At 42.9% G+C, this 17,984-nt stretch carries 10 protein-coding genes, 3 pseudogenes and 1 riboswitch; of the genes and pseudogenes, 9 read left to right on the forward strand and 4 right to left on the reverse strand.

What is annotated here, in order from left to right:
- The first annotated feature begins 229 nt into the window (after positions 1-229).
- Positions 230-2,299 carry a GNAT family N-acetyltransferase gene (locus tag OCU56_RS16465; RefSeq protein WP_261875023.1) on the forward strand — a complete coding sequence of 690 codons (2,070 nt, stop codon included), beginning with the start codon at positions 230-232 and terminating at the stop codon, positions 2,297-2,299.
- Positions 2,300-2,568: 269 nt separating this feature from the next.
- Here the strand turns inward: OCU56_RS16465 and OCU56_RS16470 are convergent, their stop codons facing one another.
- Together OCU56_RS16470 and OCU56_RS16475 are read right to left on the reverse strand one after the other, a co-directional pair.
- Positions 2,569-4,686 carry a type I secretion system permease/ATPase gene (locus OCU56_RS16470; protein WP_261875024.1) on the reverse strand — a complete coding sequence of 706 codons (2,118 nt, stop codon included), beginning with the start codon at positions 4,684-4,686 and terminating at the stop codon, positions 2,569-2,571.
- 172 nt (positions 4,687-4,858) lie between these two features.
- The gene (locus OCU56_RS16475) at positions 4,859-6,250 is read right to left on the reverse strand and encodes an HlyD family type I secretion periplasmic adaptor subunit (protein WP_261875025.1); all 1,392 of its coding nucleotides are present in this window, start codon (positions 6,248-6,250) and stop codon (positions 4,859-4,861) included.
- 331 nt (positions 6,251-6,581) lie between these two features.
- Here OCU56_RS16475 and pdxH point away from each other — a divergent pair, with 331 nt between their 5' ends.
- Together pdxH and OCU56_RS16485 are read left to right on the forward strand one after the other, a co-directional pair.
- Positions 6,582-7,223 carry a pyridoxamine 5'-phosphate oxidase gene (gene pdxH, locus OCU56_RS16480; RefSeq protein WP_261875026.1) on the forward strand — a complete coding sequence of 214 codons (642 nt, stop codon included), beginning with the start codon at positions 6,582-6,584 and terminating at the stop codon, positions 7,221-7,223.
- A gap of 43 nt (positions 7,224-7,266) precedes the next feature.
- Positions 7,267-7,665 (forward strand): ACT domain-containing protein, encoded by a 399-nt coding sequence (locus tag OCU56_RS16485; protein WP_261875027.1) that lies wholly within the window; start codon positions 7,267-7,269, stop codon positions 7,663-7,665.
- Between the two features lie 265 nt (positions 7,666-7,930).
- On the opposite strand, the gene OCU56_RS16490 is transcribed toward OCU56_RS16485, so the two are convergent.
- Positions 7,931-9,793, reverse strand: a complete 1,863-nt coding sequence (locus tag OCU56_RS16490) for a TonB-dependent receptor domain-containing protein (protein WP_261875028.1) — start codon at positions 9,791-9,793, stop codon at positions 7,931-7,933.
- Between the two features lie 39 nt (positions 9,794-9,832).
- Positions 9,833-9,983, reverse strand: a riboswitch (cobalamin riboswitch).
- A gap of 179 nt (positions 9,984-10,162) precedes the next feature.
- Here OCU56_RS16490 and putA point away from each other — a divergent pair.
- The 5 genes and pseudogenes from putA to OCU56_RS16515 all read left to right on the forward strand — a co-directional run.
- Positions 10,163-13,351: a bifunctional proline dehydrogenase/L-glutamate gamma-semialdehyde dehydrogenase PutA gene (gene putA, locus OCU56_RS16495; RefSeq protein ID WP_261875029.1), complete on the forward strand. Its 3,189-nt coding sequence runs from the start codon at positions 10,163-10,165 to the stop codon at positions 13,349-13,351.
- Between the two features lie 2 nt (positions 13,352-13,353).
- Positions 13,354-14,049, forward strand: coding sequence for a hypothetical protein (locus OCU56_RS16500; RefSeq protein ID WP_261875030.1), 696 nt, complete (start codon positions 13,354-13,356; stop codon positions 14,047-14,049).
- A gap of 161 nt (positions 14,050-14,210) precedes the next feature.
- Positions 14,211-15,311 carry a patatin family protein gene (locus tag OCU56_RS16505; protein WP_261875031.1) on the forward strand — a complete coding sequence of 367 codons (1,101 nt, stop codon included), beginning with the start codon at positions 14,211-14,213 and terminating at the stop codon, positions 15,309-15,311.
- A 29-nt stretch (positions 15,312-15,340) separates the two neighbouring features.
- Positions 15,341-15,726 (forward strand): annotated as a pseudogene (locus OCU56_RS16510) (ABC transporter permease).
- A gap of 142 nt (positions 15,727-15,868) precedes the next feature.
- Positions 15,869-16,297: pseudogene (locus tag OCU56_RS16515) on the forward strand (ABC transporter permease); the annotation flags it as partial.
- 76 nt (positions 16,298-16,373) lie between these two features.
- Here the strand turns inward: OCU56_RS16515 and OCU56_RS16520 are convergent.
- Positions 16,374-16,601, reverse strand: a pseudogene (locus OCU56_RS16520) (DUF3622 domain-containing protein); the annotation flags it as partial.
- A 289-nt stretch (positions 16,602-16,890) separates the two neighbouring features.
- On the opposite strand from OCU56_RS16520, the gene OCU56_RS16525 reads away from it, so the two are divergent.
- The gene (locus OCU56_RS16525; protein ID WP_261875032.1) at positions 16,891-17,868 is read left to right on the forward strand and encodes a transposase; all 978 of its coding nucleotides are present in this window, start codon (positions 16,891-16,893) and stop codon (positions 17,866-17,868) included.
- The last annotated feature ends 116 nt before the right edge of the window (positions 17,869-17,984 follow it).

Genomic DNA, 17,984 nt, shown 5'->3' on the forward strand with positions numbered 1-17,984 from the left:
TTGCGCTGTTATCCCATCATCATAAGTAAGTGCCCAACAATAACCCAATAGCGCTGGATAAACGTTTGACAGCAAGGCGAATATGTTTGGTTAGACAATTAAAAACGTCAACGCGGTTTTCAAGTGTTTTAATGCGTTAGACCGATTGGAGACGGACTACGATTGCCATTAATAATGCTCTAGATTCTGCTATTCTATGCCAATCATATTGGTAGCTTAGGTGATTGTTTTGCCATTTCATATTCATGTTCAGCAACTGCTCGCTTTACAACAGCAAGCTCGTTCTACGCAGCACCGTGTTGCCGTCGTATTAGAAGGAGAGCGTCAATGGCAAAGTCAGGTATTACAAAGCCTTGGTGCGTTGCACCAGTACCATAATGGCATTCTATTAACGGCAAGGGACCCATATGAGGGTGACAGGGATAAGTTAGACTTGCCTTTTACTCAAAGCCTTACTTTCAAGCAAGCTCGTCAGAAGTTAGGTCAAGAGTCCGATATTATTATTGCGGACTTGAATGCCCCTTTTGATGCCAATGGTTTTACCGCTATTTGTGGCACGCTAAAAGGCGGTGCTTTACTGATTGTTTTACCGCGCACTTTACCTAACAGTACATCTGATCTTTGGTTGCAAACTGCCTTTCAATCTTTTCATCAAATACAACAGCATGGCCCTTGTGGATTATTTGACGCGGCTAAGTTTGAGGGTCATAACATTGATCCCTTTACTGAACAGCGCCAAGCCATAGAGGCGGTACAAAAGGTGTTAACAGGACATAGAAAGCGCCCTTTGGTGATTACCGCTGATAGAGGGCGCGGTAAATCCACAGCGCTAGGTATCGCTGCCGCGCAAATCATTTCACACACAGATAAAACCTTATTAGTCACCGCGCCAAGTACACAAGCGGTGAAGACGCTGTTTGAACATGCGCGTCAGCAATTACATTTACCAGCACAGCAAGGTTATGTAATTACTTCCGAGACTGGGGGATGCCTGCGTTTTATTGCCCCAGACGAGTTACTCAACGAACAACCTCATTGCGATTTATTGTTGGTAGATGAAGCCGCTGCTATTCCGTTACCTTTATTACAAGGCATGGTTGAACGTTATCACCGAGCGTGTTTTGCCACTACGGTGCACGGATATGAAGGGTGCGGTCGTGGGTTTAGCATTAAATTTTCCCCTTGGCTAAATCAACATCGACCCGGCTGGCAATCATTACAGTTAACGCAACCGATTCGTTGGAACCGAGGGGATCCATTGGAAGCATGGTTATTTGATACGTTTTTACTTAATGCGGAGGTTGAACCTGTAACGTTACCACCGTTGACATCCTTACAGCTCGAAAAGCTGCAACTGGATAATATTGAACGACCGTCCCCAGCACTGCGACAGGCGTTTGGTTTGTTGGTCACCGCTCATTATCAAACGTCGCCGAACGACTTATTTCAGCTCCTTGATGACCCTAAAGCGGCCTTGTATCAAGTTGTACAAGATCAGCGAGTTATTGGGGTGGTGTTAGGTTACTTAGAAGGTGGCCTAGCAGAGTCGTTATTAGATGACATTCAGTTAGGCCGTAGAAGGCCCGCTGGGCACTTAGTGCCAGTGTCGTTAACTCATCACCTTGCTGATAACCGTCCTGCTGTTGAACCCAGCTTAAGAGTGATGCGCATTGCCGTTCATCCCGACTGTCAAGGGCAAGGCATTGGCCACTTGATGCTAGAGCAACTGTGCCAACGACTGCACAAGCAAGTGGCTTATATTTCTACCTGCTTTGGCGTAACCGAGCAATTACTGCATTTTTGGCTCAGCAATTCGTTTTCCTCCGTAAGACTAGGAGCAAAGCAAGATCAAGCCAGTGGCTGTTTTTCTCTCACCATGATTAAAACTTTAGGTGCTAAAGAGTCGCATCAACACTGGTCAAAACAGGCCAAAGTCCAGTTAATTGACACTCTTATTGATACCGCCAGTGATGCTCACCAACCTCTTGTCACGCCCGTGTTACTTGCGCTATTACAACCTCGCGCAACCGTCTCATTGTGTGACGAGCAGCGATTGTATCGTTTAGTGTCTAATTACACTTTAGGCGGGGCAAGTTTTGAAGGGACACGTATTTGGGTGCAGCAACTATTACTTAGGCACATTAAACATGTTGATTTATCAAAGGTGAATTTGATAGCTGATCTATGTATAAAAAAACAAACTTGGGCCACTATTTGTCGCAGTTATGGATTTACTGGTCGCAAACAAGCGGAGAGCCATTACAAGACACTGATTATAGAGCATCTTCTGCATCGCTAATTTACACTGTAAATTGAGGTGTTTGCTGAGGAAGGGCAATTTACACTGTAAATTGTCAGAGATTTATAGAAGGGCCGTGGATTTCACGGCCCTTTTTTTTAATGCCTATCATACTAAGTCAGTGATCAGGAAAAATGCTCAAAAAAAGGGAGCATTTTCCGATAAGTCGTTATTCTACAATTAAAAATTCTAACGCAGTTATCGAGTATGTTAACAAGCTAGAATGACCCGTTATTTAGTTCGATTGCTATAATTTACACTGTAAATAGCTATTGGTTCACACTCTTTAGGTTGCCTTTTTTTAGCTCCGCCATCACCTTTTCTTTTGGCCCATCGGCAACGATTGTGCCAGCACTCATCACAATAAGGCGATCCACTACCTCAAGCATAGATGTTTTATGAGTAATGAGAATCAAGGTTTCCTCTTTTGATAATTGTTTTAACTCATTTTTAAATAAAGCTTCTGCTCGATTATCCATAGCACTGGTTGGCTCATCGAGCAGTAAAACCGGAGGGCGACCCAATAAGGCTCTAGCCACTGCCACCGCTTGCCGTTGTCCACCAGAGAGCAATTGCCCGCCTTCACCCACTTGCCTTTCTAATCCTGCTGGGTCTTTCATTGTAAACTCTGTCACGCCTGCCCGTTGCGCCGCCAACATGATTTCATTATCTTCAGCTAATTGTTTACCAAGGGTAATGTTGTCGCGTATAGAACCATAAAATAAGGTGATGTCCTGCGGAACACAGCCTATGTTGGTTCGTATATCGCTATGATGTAATTGTTGTATATCAGTGTCATCAATGCGTACATGCCCTTCTGTCGGTTTATAAAGGCCCATAATTAAACGTTCAAGGGTGGTTTTACCTGAGCCGATACGTCCAATAATAGCAACTTTCTCCCCAGGACGAATAGTGAGGTTAAGATCGCGAATAGAGGTTACGGGGGCGTCAGGGTAGCTAAAGGTGACGTTATCGAGTTCTATCTTTCCTTGTATAACGGGTCTGTGGATATAGCGCTTATTTTCTTCTTGTTCATCAGGCATGTTCATCACTTGCTCAATAATGGTCATGGACGACTTGGCTTGGTTGTAACGAGTGGAAAGCAATGCCACTTGCACCAAAGGACCTATCGCTCGGCCACTGAGCATGGTGGCCGCTATTAAGCCACCCATGGTTAACTCACCTTCAGAAATAAGGTAGACCCCCATAATCAACATCCCAATATTAGAGGTTTGTTGTAAAAAGCCTGCTGAGTTTTGCACGCTATCAGTAATGCGACGGCTTTTAATATTCCAATTGGCCATGTGCGCCACCGCTTCTTCCCAGCGGTACTGAAACTGGCTCTGTGCACCAAATATTTTTAAAGACTCTAAGCCTGCCAGGCTTTCTATTAAGTTGGCGTATTTTTGTGATGCTAAACGAGAGCCTTCTTCAATACTGTTTCTTAACGGGCGCTGAATCAGCAAAGAATGCAATATCAGTAGCGAAACACACACTATAGGTACTAACACAACGTTGCCAGCTATAAGCCAAATGACAAATAAAAACAATAAAGCAAAGGGTAGGTCAATAAGTGCGGCAATGGTGGCAGAGGTAAAAAATTCTCTAATGGATTCAAACTCTTGCAGATGCCTTGCAAATGCGCCTACAGAAGGAGGGCGAGCCTCCATGCGAATGCCCATCACTTTGCTAAACAGTTTAGATGAAATAATAATGTCAGACTTTTTACCTGCCACATCAATAAAATAGCTGCGCAAAGATTTAAGTAATAAATCAAAAATAAAGATAACGACAATGCCACTAGCGAGCACCCATAAGGACTCAAACGCTAAGTTAGGCACGACTTTGTCGTAGACAATTCGTGTAAACAGCGGTGTTGCTATAGCAAAGATGTTGATCAATATGGAAGCAATCAGTACATCGCGATAAATGGAGCGCGACTCTTTCAATGTCCCCCAAAACCAATGACCACTGCGTGTTTTTAAAATTTCAGGGGAGCGTTGATCATAGCGAAATTGTTTTTTGATTAAAAAATAGCGACCACTGTATTCCACTGTTAATTCTTGCAGTGAAATGGTGGTAGCAACAAAGCCATTTTTGGGGCTGACAATTTCTGCTTGGCCTGTGTCTGTGTTGATACTCAGTAATACGCAAGCTTCATCTTCACCGGTTAACAATATGGCGGGCAAAACCAGATCCGATACTTGGTTTAAAGACGCGGATTGTTCTTTTGCGACTAAACCGGCTCTTTCTGCTGCTCTAGGAAAAAGAATAGGTGTGAGTTTTCCATCCGGTAAAGGCAATCCATTGATAAGTGCTTGAGGAGAGTTTGACAGACCATAGTAGCGACTGACATAAATCAGGGAGTGAAGTAATGAGTCTTTCATTGATTGTCATCCTTGGCAACGCCTTGTTATTTATAATAATTATTTGTGGCTGTTTAAATTTAGATAGAGATATTGTCTTAAACAAAGCATGTTTTACTTAATGGGCTATGGTTAACATGGCAATGAATGCCACCTTGATCATGCTTTCGTAAATTGTGCTTGTAGCGTGAACTTATTCACGTAATGCCTTTCCTTTAACGCTGAGTACCGGTTTAAGCAAATAATCCAATACAGTGCGTTTTCCGGTAATGATATCTACGGATGCCGTCATTCCAGGGATGATAGGCAGTTGTCCTTCAGAGCCAAACTCCGTTTGTTCGGTATGAATTCGCACTAAATAAAAGCTGTTACCTTCTTCATCTTGAATGGTATCGGCACTGATATGGTTAACGGTGCCGTTGAGGCCGCCATATTTAGTAAAGTCATAAGCGCTAAATTTAACTATGGCAGGTAAGCCAGGACGCAGGAAAGCAATGTCTTGTGGGGCTATTTCTGCTTCAACAACTAACTTATCTTCACTAGGTACGATTTCGATAAGATCCATACCAGGCTGAATAACGCCCCCAACAGTGTTGGTATAAAGTGTTTTTATGGTACCTGTTACAGGAGAGGTGACTATGGTGCGGCTAACTCTATCTTCTAAACCAATGGTACTTTGGGTAATAGAGGACAATTCATCTTGGCTGAGGTTAAGTTTTTCTTGTTGTTCAGAGCGAAAATTAAGAGCGGCATCCACGCGGCTGAGTAGCTTTTCTCTAATCGCCGCATTAATTACAGGAACTTGTCCTCTGGCTGAGTCTAATTCCCTTTTAGTGTCATTGAGTTGACGTTTTAACTTTATGAACTCAATCTTAGGGACGATGCCTTCTTCGGCTAAAGGTGCCATGAGATCGTATTCGTTTTTAGCAAAGTCGTACCCTTGCTGTAAATTGGATATACGACCACGGATCTCATTAAGATCTTGAATTTTTTGCTCAACTCTTTGATCCAGTACTCTAATTTGATTTTTTAAGTTATTGATATCTTGTCGATATTCCGCGCGTTGTCTGGCGGCGAGTTTAGGTTGATTTTCAGTAAATTTTACCGGGTAAACCAGTTTATCATTATGAATGATGACACTATTACGCCAGTTGCCAATGGTTACGTTCTCTTTGACTTCGATACTGGCGACGGAAGCGGAAAGTTGCAAAACTTTAGCCGTTAGATTGTAAACTTGTTGTTCACGTTCGCGAAAATCTGAGCGGAAACGGGTGTCATCAATAAGCAGTAACTGCTGCCCTTGAGTTACTTTTTCTCCTTCACGTACTAAAATTTGCTTAACCAGTCCCCCTTCAAGATTCTGCACTACTTGTACTTGGCTAGAAGGGATAACTTTGCCGTTGCCGATAGTGACTTTATCGATTTCTGCCCAATTTGCCCAAGCGATAGCACAAGCAAAAAAGAGCAAGACGAACCACAGCAGTAGCCGAGCATTCGAAGGGGTATTTAAAAGCAGAGCTGCAGTTTTATCATCCACATACTCTAATTCGGTGCGACCAAGATTTTTTAGTTTCTCTTGACTCATAGGCCATCCATTTGCACATTGAGTGAACGAGGGAGTGAGTTACCTAACGCTAATATTTATCGCCATTAGGTCTACTTATACTATGTTGAACCGAGAGTAATGTTAAGTAAATGTAGTGATATTGTTTTAATTTTTTGAGGTAAATAGTGATGTAGGCACTTGAATTTTAAATATTTAAGGAACATAAACTGCAACGGTTGCCTAGTAAGGGAAAAAGCGATGAATAAATTAGCGATTGATTCAGTTTGATCGGTAATATGATCAAATCCTTCTTGAGTTATTTTACGTTGACGCGCAATATTTGATAAACGTGATTTAAGGGTATTAACAAATGAAGTTAACGGATATTCGCCGTGATTACATGCTAGGTGGTTTACGCCGCAAGGATTTGCAAGACAATCCTGTACAGCAGTTCAATATATGGTTAGAGCAAGCAATAGAAGCTAACTTAACGGATCCTACTGCAATGACAGTGGCTACAGTTGATGATCGCGGTCAGCCGTATCAGCGCATTGTGTTGTTAAAAACATTAGATGAACGTGGCTTTGTGTTTTATACCAACCTTGGCAGTCGTAAAGCGATTCATCTTAAACAGAACAATCGCATTAGCTTGCATTTTCCTTGGCATCCATTGGAACGACAAGTTCATGTAACCGGTGTTGCTGAAAAGCTTACTGCCGCTGAAAACTTTAAATATTTCACTTCTCGCCCTAAAGAGAGTCAATTAGCGGCTATCGCCAGCAAGCAAAGTTCGCGTATTTCTGCTCGTGGGATTTTAGAAGGCAAGTTTTTAGAATTGAAGAAAAAATTTGCTGACGGAGAAATTCCAGTACCTTCTTTTTGGGGAGGCTACCGCATTAAAATAGAGTCTATTGAGTTTTGGCAAGGGGGAGCAAACCGCTTGCATGATAGGTTTATTTATACCCGTGCCGATGAAGAACAAGGGTGGGACATTGAGCGTCTTGCGCCATAATTTACACTGTAAACATTAATGAAGAACGAAAGAGGAGAAATATATGTCAGGTATTACTGAGCTATCTGAACTATTGACATCAATGGAGCCACAACTAAAAGATACTGAATATGTATTTTGTACGGTGCAAGGAAAAATGGCCGAGTTTACGGCGTTGAATCCTATTGCAACTTTCATTGAACCTGAAGGGCTGACATTGGTGTTAGATAAGCGTGATGCACAGGCGCATGACTTAGCATTTGATGGATGCTTTAAGCAGATTATTTTAACGGTGCATTCCAGCCTTGAAGCTGTGGGTCTAACGGCCGCGGTTTCTACTAAACTTGCTGAAAAGGGGATTAGTGCTAATGTGATTGCCGCTTTCTATCACGATCATATTTTTGTTCCTGTGGCTAAAGCAGAAACGGCATTAAATGCTTTACTTGAGTTTAAGAACGCGTAGTTGCGACTCATATCAATCGTACTGAATAACGGGTCATTCTAGCTTGTTAACATACTCGATAACTGCGTTAAAATTTTTGATTGTAGAATAACGACTTATTGAAAAATTTCGCCTTGTTTTTGAGCATTTTCCTGCGCTATTTCTGATCACTTACTTAGTGTGATTGGTATCGCTATTGGAAGCAAAGTGAGATTGAATAAAAAACCCGACTAGTAAGAGAGTCGGGTTTTGTTTATTGGCTAAGACAGTTTTATTACGCTCAGTATTAGAAGCGGTAATCAATACCTGCGTAGTAGCTACGTTCTGCGCCTTTGAAATACTCATCAGTGCTAAACGAGTTAGTGTCTTTAGCTGTCTCATAATCTTCATCAAGCAAGTTATTTACTTTGAATCTTGCATCTAGATTATCGGTAAAGCTGTATTTTAGTGCCAAGTCTACAGTGATGTAAGCGTCCATCATGTTAGGCGATGCTGCTGAGCTTTCAGGGCGTTCACCCACATAGTTTGCTATCAATGATGTTTGCAGATCTTGCCAATTAGCCGTACCAATCCAAGAGTAATTTTGCTTTGCACGGTCTGCTAACTGAAAGCCCGTTTGTTTGTTTTTTGGATCTTTCCAATCCCCAGAAACGGTGTGGTGTATCAACCAAGTATCGAACTCAATACTGGCTTCTATACCTTTTATCTCTGCTTTATCTATGTTAGTGGGTTGCCAAAGGCCTGATGCGCTTGGAGCCCAAGCAATCATGTCTTTAATGTTGGTTTTATATAAGGAAATATTCCATGAGGACCAAGTTTGAAAACCTTGTAGAGTAAATTCTGTCGATTCAGACGTTTCTGGTTTTAGGTTCGGATTTCCAGATGAATAAGGGTCGGCAGGCCAGTAAAGGTCATTAAATGTCGGAGCTCTATAGGCTGTGCCATGGCTTAATGATGCCGTGACAACATCAAATATATTTACCCCAGCGGCCAAGTTCCAAGTGGTGTTACTGCCATAGGAGCTGTCGTCGTCATTGCGGATGCTCGCTTCGATAATCACAGGGTCTAAGTTCAGTGAACTTGTGGCAAAAATACCTCGGTTATTTCTATCTGCTTTTGCATAGTTAGTGGTATTTGAGCCACCACGGTTAACGTCTTCTTGATAGTAATCAAGACCACCAGTCACATTTAAAAGGGAATTAATTTGATAGGAGTTAATCCAAGACACCGTATTTCGCTGAGCTTCTAACGTTGCCTCTGCGCGAGTCTTAGCCGCATCTCGAGTGCCTTGCGCATCATTGCTGCGACTGATTTGCAGTGAGGACTGAAAAGCATCAAGGGTGAAATTAAGACCACCGGTTACAGAGTAAAAATCTACGGCTGTTTCGTCTTTTGATGTGGAGGTGAGAAACTCGCTGCTACTGTTTTGGTTGTAACCAGAGAAGTTCGCGCTCCAGTTATCAGAAATATCATGTTGTAGGGAGCCAAACACCACTTGAGATTTATAGCCATAATCTTCACCTTTTGGAGATAAGGTGGAGATGGCATAGCCTTTAGAAGCTTCATTATTTACAACAAATGAGCCTCGAGTGCTTTCACTTATTTCTCCAGAACTACGGAAACCTTCAGAATGGTAGTAGTTACTGCCGCCCGTCAATGAGACTTCATGCACGTTATCTTGAGGTACGGTAGTGATGCTGATTACGCCACCTACCGCATCAGCGCCGTACACTGACGCCTTTGGTCCTCGCAGCACTTCAATTTTCTCAATGGCAAATGCTGGTATTAAACCGATTGAACCGCCACCTGATGTTGGCGAGTTGATTCGTACGCCGTCGACAAGAATAAGAGTTTGAGCAGAAGTAGCACCGCGTAAGTAGATACTAGTGGCATTGCCTTTTGTGCCTAATTGTCTCACCTCTACACCCGGTAGTGTCTTGAGGACGTCTAGAGCACTATCGGCTTGAATCGCTTCGATATCTTGACGTTCAATGACACTGATATTGGCTAGAGTGGACGATATTGGCTGTGCAAAACGGTTTGCTGTGACGACCATAGTTTCATCAACGTCTGCTGAATCAACCTGTTGGGCAAGAATGGTTGGCGAGTACAGCGCAAAGATCGCTGTCGCTACAAGTGTTTTTTTCATGTTAAGTCCTAATACGCGTAGTGATAAAGGCGCCTATATTGACGCTCTTTCTTACTGGCAGGTAATCGGACTGATGAGTAGCGTAAAGTTTGCTCTCAAATACCGTTGCGCGTCAGCTTTGGATTCACACCAAATTCCCTTTTAAGTCTGAAACCTCGGGTTTCATGACACCAGCGAAAGGGATTCTATAGTCTGCTACAGAGGGTGTCTAGATATTAAATTTAATTGTTAAATTATTTTAATGTTATTGTTGGGTGCTTGTAATCACAATTCTCTTATTTAGGTTTTCTAATTCTTTGCTTTGCCTTGTGCCGCTATGTAGGATTGTGGGCAAATAAATGGCGGTTTTTATAGAGCTGAGGAAAAGCAATGTTTACGGCATCTAGTGTTTTAAGTTCCGACTTCATTAATCAACCTAAAGACGTTTTATGGTCGAATATTTCTCCTATGTATATGGTAGATGAGTCGAGCTGGTTAAATGAATTGTTAGAATTAGCGACGCCTTCAAAAGCAGAGAAAGAACGCATAAAAAGGCAAACTACGTGGTTAATTGAAGCTATTCGTAAGGATAAGCGGTCAATTCAGATGATAGATGCATTACTGCTAGAATACAGTTTAGATACCCAAGAAGGGATTTTATTGATGTGTTTAGCAGAAGCACTGATGCGAATTCCTGATACTGAAACGGCCGATGCCTTAATAAAAGATAAGCTAACCGTTGCAGATTGGAAGTCCCATTTAAGCCAGTCGGATTCCGTATTTGTTAATGCCTCTACGTGGGGGTTGATGCTGACTGGTAAAGTAGTGGGCATTAACAAAACTGAAACAACCAGTCCGAGTTCTGCTATCTCAACGTTAATGAATAAAATGTCAGAACCGGTGATCCGCAAGGCAATGCATCAGGCTATGAAGGTGATGGGGCATCAGTTTGTGTTAGGGCGCAATATTGTAGAGGCGCAAAAAAACGGCGCGGCATTACGCAAGCAAGGCTTTACTCACTCTTTTGATATGTTGGGTGAGGCGGCATTAACCGCTGACGATGCCGCTAAGTATTTTAATGACTATTTACTGGCGATAGAGTCAGTAGGCAGCAATAACCTGGCTAAGAAAACCGCTACAAAAGCGTGTCATCACCCAGCGCCATCCATTTCCATTAAATTATCTGCTTTACATCCGCGCTATGAAGTGGCTAACCAACAACGTGTGTTAACGGAACTGCATGATACTTTGCTCAAATTACTGTCTAGGGCAATAGCGTTAGATGTGGCTATTACTATTGATGCAGAAGAGGCTGACCGTTTAGAGCTCTCTCTTAAGTTATTTGAAAAAGTGTATAACAATGAACAAGTAAAAGGTTGGGGCAAGTTTGGTTTAGTGATTCAAGCCTACTCGAAACGCTGTTTGCCAGTGTTGGTATGGGTGAATGCGTTGGCGAAAGAGCAAGGAGATATCATTCCATTGCGTTTGGTGAAAGGAGCGTATTGGGATAGTGAAATTAAATGGTCTCAACAGGGAGGGTACGCTAACTACCCTGTATTTACGCGTAAAGAAGCCACTGATATGTCTTACTTGGCTTGTGCTCGTTTTTTGTTAAGCGAAGGAGTACGAGGCAATATTTTCCCTCAATTTGCCAGTCACAATGCTCATACAGTGACGGCGATTGCTGAAATGGCTGAGCATTCAGATTACGAGTTTCAGCGTCTACATGGCATGGGTGACTCCCTTTATCATCATGTAATGGAGAAATACGCGCAGCCTGTGCGTATTTATGCTCCTGTAGGGAGCCATAAAGATCTTCTTCCTTATTTGGTGCGCCGCCTTCTGGAAAACGGTGCCAACAGTTCTTTCGTGCATAGATTAGTGGATGCCCGTTGCCCCGTTGAGTCATTAACCCATCATCCGGTGGATACGCTTTTAGCTAATAACACCTTGCATAACGATCACATTCCATTACCGCCACATATTTTTGACCAGCGAGCTAACTCGATGGGGATCAATATTGATGTAGATAGTGAGCTTGAGCCGTTTGACCGTCAAGTGAAAGGCTTTCTAAGTAAGCAGTGGGTAGGGGGTTCGATCATTAATGGCGAGCTTATCGACGGAACTATGATCAAGGCTGTGAAGGTGTTTGCCCCGTTTGATCGTGAGCAAGTCGTCGGTAAGATCAGTTTTGCACACCTTGATCATGTTTCCAAGGCAGTCTCTGTTGCTCAATCAGGTCTGGATACGTGGAGAAACGCGCCACTGACGCGCCGCGCTCAGTGCTTGTATACCTTAGCGGATAAGCTTGAGGAGAATTTACCGGAGTTAGTCGCTTTATGTCATATGGAAGCGGGTAAAACCATCCACGATTGTATTGATGAGGTGCGTGAGGCGGTGGATTTTTGCCGTTACTATGCCGATATGGCTAATGAACTTGGTCCTGAGTCAATACAAGGTTTTGATGGAAATTTGCAATGGTGTGAGCGGCATGGGCAGGGAGTGTTTGTTTGTATCAGCCCGTGGAACTTTCCATTAGCTATTTTCTTAGGCCAAATCACCGCAGCCTTGGTGGCAGGGAATACTGTGGTTGCTAAACCTGCAGAACAAACGAGTCTTATTGCCACCCGCACGGTTGAAATTATGTTGCAGTGCGGGTTCCCTGCGAACGTTATCCAACTGGTTACCGGGCGCGGCGCTGAGGTGGGTGCTGCGTTAACTTCTCATCCTGCCATTGCCGGGGTGGCTTTTACCGGTTCAACGGCAACGGCACATCGCATTAATTTGTCTTTAGCTGAACGTGATAGTCAACCTGTGCCATTTATTGCTGAAACGGGCGGACAAAATGCGATGATTGTGGATTCTACCGCTCTGCCTGAGCAGGTAGTGAGAGATGTGGTGCGAAGTGCGTTTGCTTCTGCTGGACAACGCTGCTCTGCGTTACGTGTCTTGTTTGTACAAAAAGACATTGCCCCGAGGATCATGGCTTTGATCCAAGGTGCAATGCAAGAGTTAAACGTTGGGGTGCCTTATTTACACAGTACCGATGTGGGGCCTGTTATTGATGAAGCTGCACAACAAAAGCTTTTACAACATATTGAAAAAATGCGGAAAACAGAAAAAGTTATTGCGCAAGTTAGTATCAGTGATGAGTGTCAAAAAGGGGTGTTTGTTGCGCCAACAGCCATCGAAATCAGTGATATTTCCTTATTAGAAGAAGAGCAATTTGGTCCAATAATGCACATTGTGCAATTTAGTGCTAATGAGTTGGCTGAAGTGGTGGAAAAAATCAATGCCACCGGTTTTGGGTTAACTATGGGGATTCACTCTCGTAACGAAACCACTTATCGTTGGATTGAACAAAATGCTCGCGTGGGTAACTGTTATATCAATCGAGATCAGGTGGGGGCAGTGGTTGGGGTTCAGCCGTTTGGTGGACAGGGCCTTTCTGGAACAGGTCCGAAAGCGGGAGGTCCTCATTATTTGTATCGATTTACACAGCATGTGTGTCGTGAACGCCATACATCTACCACGACTTTAGAGTCGCATTTCTCAGAAACGGATGATCAAGGAGTATAACAATGAAAAATGCATCAATTTGTTTTTCAGAAGCGCAACAGGCGTGGGCGCTGTGGAATCTAGTGCCTTATGCGACTCGCTATCAATACATTGAAACGGCAACCAATCAATTGCCTTTGCAGGGTGTAAAGAAACCGTTAGCTTTTCATCATAAACACTGTGCGCAGTTATTGAGTGAGTCACAATTAATGCCAGGCCCTACGGGGGAGACGAATGAGTTGTATACGGCAGGTCGCGGGGTTGCGCTCATTATTGCTGATCGGTCTGTTGATCTTGAGGTGGCTAACGCTTTTTATGCACAGTTGCTGGTGGCTTTGCTTTCGGGAAATACGGTGTTGGTGTGCGTACAAGACAGTGAACTCGCTTTGCAAACACAGGCCCTTATAGCCGCTTTATCATTACCTGTGGGGGTATTGAATTTGATTGAGTATGATCAGTACCCACAGTTATTAGCTAATGATATTCGAGTCACTGCGGTTGTGGGAGAGCTGGGGATAGTACAGCAGGTTAATCGTGCCTTAGCGGTAAAATCAGGGGCCATTTGCCCGTTGATTATGGAAACGCAACTGAGCAAAATGCCGGTAGCGCAAGATCCTAAATTGGTGCTTCGTTATATAACTGAACGCACGTGCTCTACAAATATTACCGCTGTAGGGGGAAATGCGACCTTGCTTGAATTGGGCAGTGCGCAGCATTAATCTGTGTGGGAGATCCACAAGTGTCGGTAAATAAAGGATCGTTTTTTCTACGTTGTTTTGAATAACAATCTTGTTGTGGCTGGCATTAAATGAATACCGAGTTGAAACCTTTGGCTTCACTCGGTATTTTTGTTTGAAGATTTTATAATTGGGAATGAAGTATGCAAGGGGATTGTACAGGTAAGTATTCACTCGTGGTGCAAGGAGGAGGACAAAAAGGGGCGTTTGCCGCGGGCGTATTGGATACGTTTATTGCTGCCGAATATGACCCTTTTTCTTTGTATCTTGGCACATCTGCTGGGGCGTTAAATGTGTCATCTTTTGTGACTAAGCAACCAGGGCTGGGTTTAGATTTTATCCTTAATTACACCACCAACAATCGTTTCTTCGATTTCAATAGATTGGTTAATAAGAAGCAAGTTGCCATGGATCTGGATTGGGCTTTTCAGTTTGTGCATAGCGGTGAATTCCCACTGGATATTAAACGAGGAGCAATAAACTTAGGGCAAGAAAAACAGGCGTTAGCTTGTGTGACCCATGTTGAGGAGATGAAAGATTACTACTACCCTATTTTTTCTGAGCATTGGTATGACGTGTTGCGAGCGACCTGTGCCATTCCTATGTTATATCATCAAGAGATAGAAATTGATGGCGCTAAGTGGGTAGATGGCGGTGTCACTGCTACTATCCCTGTGCATGAGGCTTATCGACGCGGCGCATGCAATATGGTGGTGATTACAACAGAACCCATTATTGAAGCGAAGACCACACAGTCGCAGGCGTTATCTGCAGAACCTTTGGAAAAATTAAAGCTAGAACTGGCTCGAGGAATAGAACCTTATATTAATCGTTTTAGCCCTTTAGCGAAAAATGACCGGATGAAGCAACTAAGCGATGTGTTTTTAACTCGAGTGAGCCAATTAAAACAGCAGCATCAATTTCCTACGTTGGACTCATTACCTAAAAATTGGTTGCCAGATATGGATAAGTTGAGTGAAATGCTGATCCATCATTCACAAAGGCTCAATCTTAAAGCGCATACGCCACGCTCAATGGAAATGCTTTTTTCTCATTATTTGAATCATTCTAGTATTGCTGAGTTTATGAATCAGCCTCCAGAAGGGGTGAATATTTGGGAAATTTCACCGTCGCGCCCATTGAATAGCAGCGGTTTGATGAGTCATAAAGATGACATCTTTGGTGACTATGAAATCGGAGTGTTGGCTGGTAAAGATTTTTTATCAAATCGGCAAGATCTGTAGCGCACTTTTTTCTCTAAACGGTTGATACTATGCAACCTTCTCATGATATCAATAGCGTGCTCTTGGGGGCATTTTCGCTACTTCTTGTTATTCCTTTTGTGATTAATCGGTTTTATAAACGGGAATTAGGGCAGGAGATGGTTATCGCTGTAGTGAGAATGGCTGTCCAGTTATTGCTGGTTGGGGTTTATCTTGAGTTCGTTTCCATGTCAATAACTTATGGATAAATTTGGCTTGGATAGCTGTGATGCTTACGGTGGGATCCAGTGCGATAGTCGGTAAGGCTAAGTTACCTCGACGAGCATTGTTTTTTCCGGTATTTAGTGGCTTAACCGTTGGTTTAGCGCCAGTTGTTATCATCTTATGTTGGTTAGTGATTCAACCGACACCGATTTATACTAATCACACTAAGTAAGTGTTCAGAAATAGCGCAGGAAAAATGCTCGAAAACAAGGCAGAATTTTTCGATAAGTCGTTATTCTACAATCAAAAATTCTAACGCAGTTATCGAGTATTTTAACAAGCTAGAATGATCAGTTATTTAGTACGATTGGTATTACAATGCGCAATATATGATCCCTTTAGCGGGGATGCTTTTGGGCAATAGTTTGAGTGGAAATATTGTCGCATTACAAAATTTATACAGTGCTTTCGAGCAGCAGCAGGCTGAATATGAAGCGGCGATAGCTTTAGGCGCATCCCCTTCTTATGCTACTTTGCCATTTGTCAGAGTGGCAATGCAAAAGGCTTTTGCGCCTATCTTAGCATCGATGGCAACCACCGGATTAGTGACATTACCAAGAATGATGACAGGACAAATTTTAGGTGGTGCGTCACCTATGGTCGCCATAAAATATCAGATCATGATATTGATAGCGATATTTGTAATGATGAGTCTATTTGTCACATTAACTTTACACTTAAGCCTACATCGTTCGATTGACCAACAGGCGAGAATTATTGTGCGTTTAATCAAAAAAGAATAAGGATAAGATATTTACGTAAATGTGCCCGACATGAAAGAGTCACATTTTACGCAAAATACCTTTATTCAGCGGCTTATTCTTGGTTTTGGCGCTCGGCTGCTTTTCGTTTATTACGTTCAATTTGATTTTGAATAAAACTGACGAGTTCTTTTTCACCCCAAGCCTGCGCTTGCGCTTCACTCTCAAAGCCCATTTCACGCTTAGAAACGGTCGTTCTGCGTGATGAAACTTGGCGAACAATCTCAGCGCACCAACCATTGCGTTTTTCAATGGTGCGAACGGTAAACTTTTTGTTATCAGACATAAATATTTTCCTAAAAAGCGATGAAGTACATGCAATCAGTACAGTGATACACATACCAATAGCCCGCCATTAAAACATAGTCACACACGTTATTGTAACTATTTATCCCTCAACCAAGCCCCCGAAACCCACATAATCCAGCCACCCATACTAAATAGCACGATTCTGTCTCATCAACTAAACTATTAGCAGTGATAAATGCAGCACATAATCCAGCCACCCATACTAAATAGCACGATTCTGTCTCATCAACTAAACTATTAGCAGTGATAAATGCAGGAGCCCCACTATGGCCACACCTCGCAGAGCTCAAATTAGTGTTGAAGATACGCCTTACTACCATTGTTGTAGTCGCGTGGTAAGGCGCGCTTTTCTTTGTGGTCATGACCCCTATTCAGGCAAAAGTTATGACCATAGGCGCGATTGGGTTGCCTCTCTTCTTGTGAAGCTCAACTCCGTATTTGCTATTGATGTCGCAGCATTTGCTGTCATGTCCAATCACTTACATGTTGTCTTACGCATTGATATCGATACGGCCAATAATTGGAGTGATAGAGAGGTTGTTGAGCAGTGGCATCAACTGTTTAAAGGGGATGAATTGACGCTAAAATTTGTACGTGGTGACGTCATTGATGCCAATGAAGTCGCATCTCTAAAGCATGCCATTGCGATTTATCGCAGTCGCTTATGCGACATCAGTTGGTTTATGCGTTGTCTTAATGAGCCTATTGCACGTCAAGCAAATCAAGAAGATAACTGCACAGGTCGGTTTTGGGAAGGACGGTTTAAATCTCAAGCACTGCTGGATGATGCGGCACTTATTACGTGTATGGCGTATGTGGACTTAAACCCGATCCGAGCAAAGGTCGCCACATCTTTAGAGCAGTCCAATCACACGAGTATTCAGCAACGTATTCAGTCAGCCTTAAAGGGAGAGCAACCGGTATCTTTGTTACCTTTAATAGGCCATGAGCGTGAAAATCAGCCCAAAGGCATAGCGTTTTCGCTAAATGACTATTTAGCATTAGTGGATGAAACAGGGCGGATTATTCGTCATGACAAACGAGGCGCTATCAGTGAGCACAGCGAGCAACTGCTGACGAAGCTAAATATTGACCATGAGAATTGGCTGAAGCTGATTACTGAGTTTGGCCATTTGTTCCACGGCCCTGTGGGAAGCCTTGCAGAATTAACCTGTTACTGTGAGCACTTACAAAAACGGCGACGGCATTTTTCTGCATGTTGTCGGCACTTGCAAGTAAGTTAGAGCAGATTTTTTTAATTTAATTCCCTTTACCTTCATTTAATACTCCGTAGTCTCGCTATGGGGATTTCTGCTGTTTGTTAAACGGGCTTTTGGCAAGAAAATGCCGGAAATTGTGA

Origin of the sequence: Vibrio rarus (assembly GCF_024347075.1) — a bacterium.
Classification (GTDB): domain Bacteria; phylum Pseudomonadota; class Gammaproteobacteria; order Enterobacterales; family Vibrionaceae; genus Vibrio; species Vibrio rarus.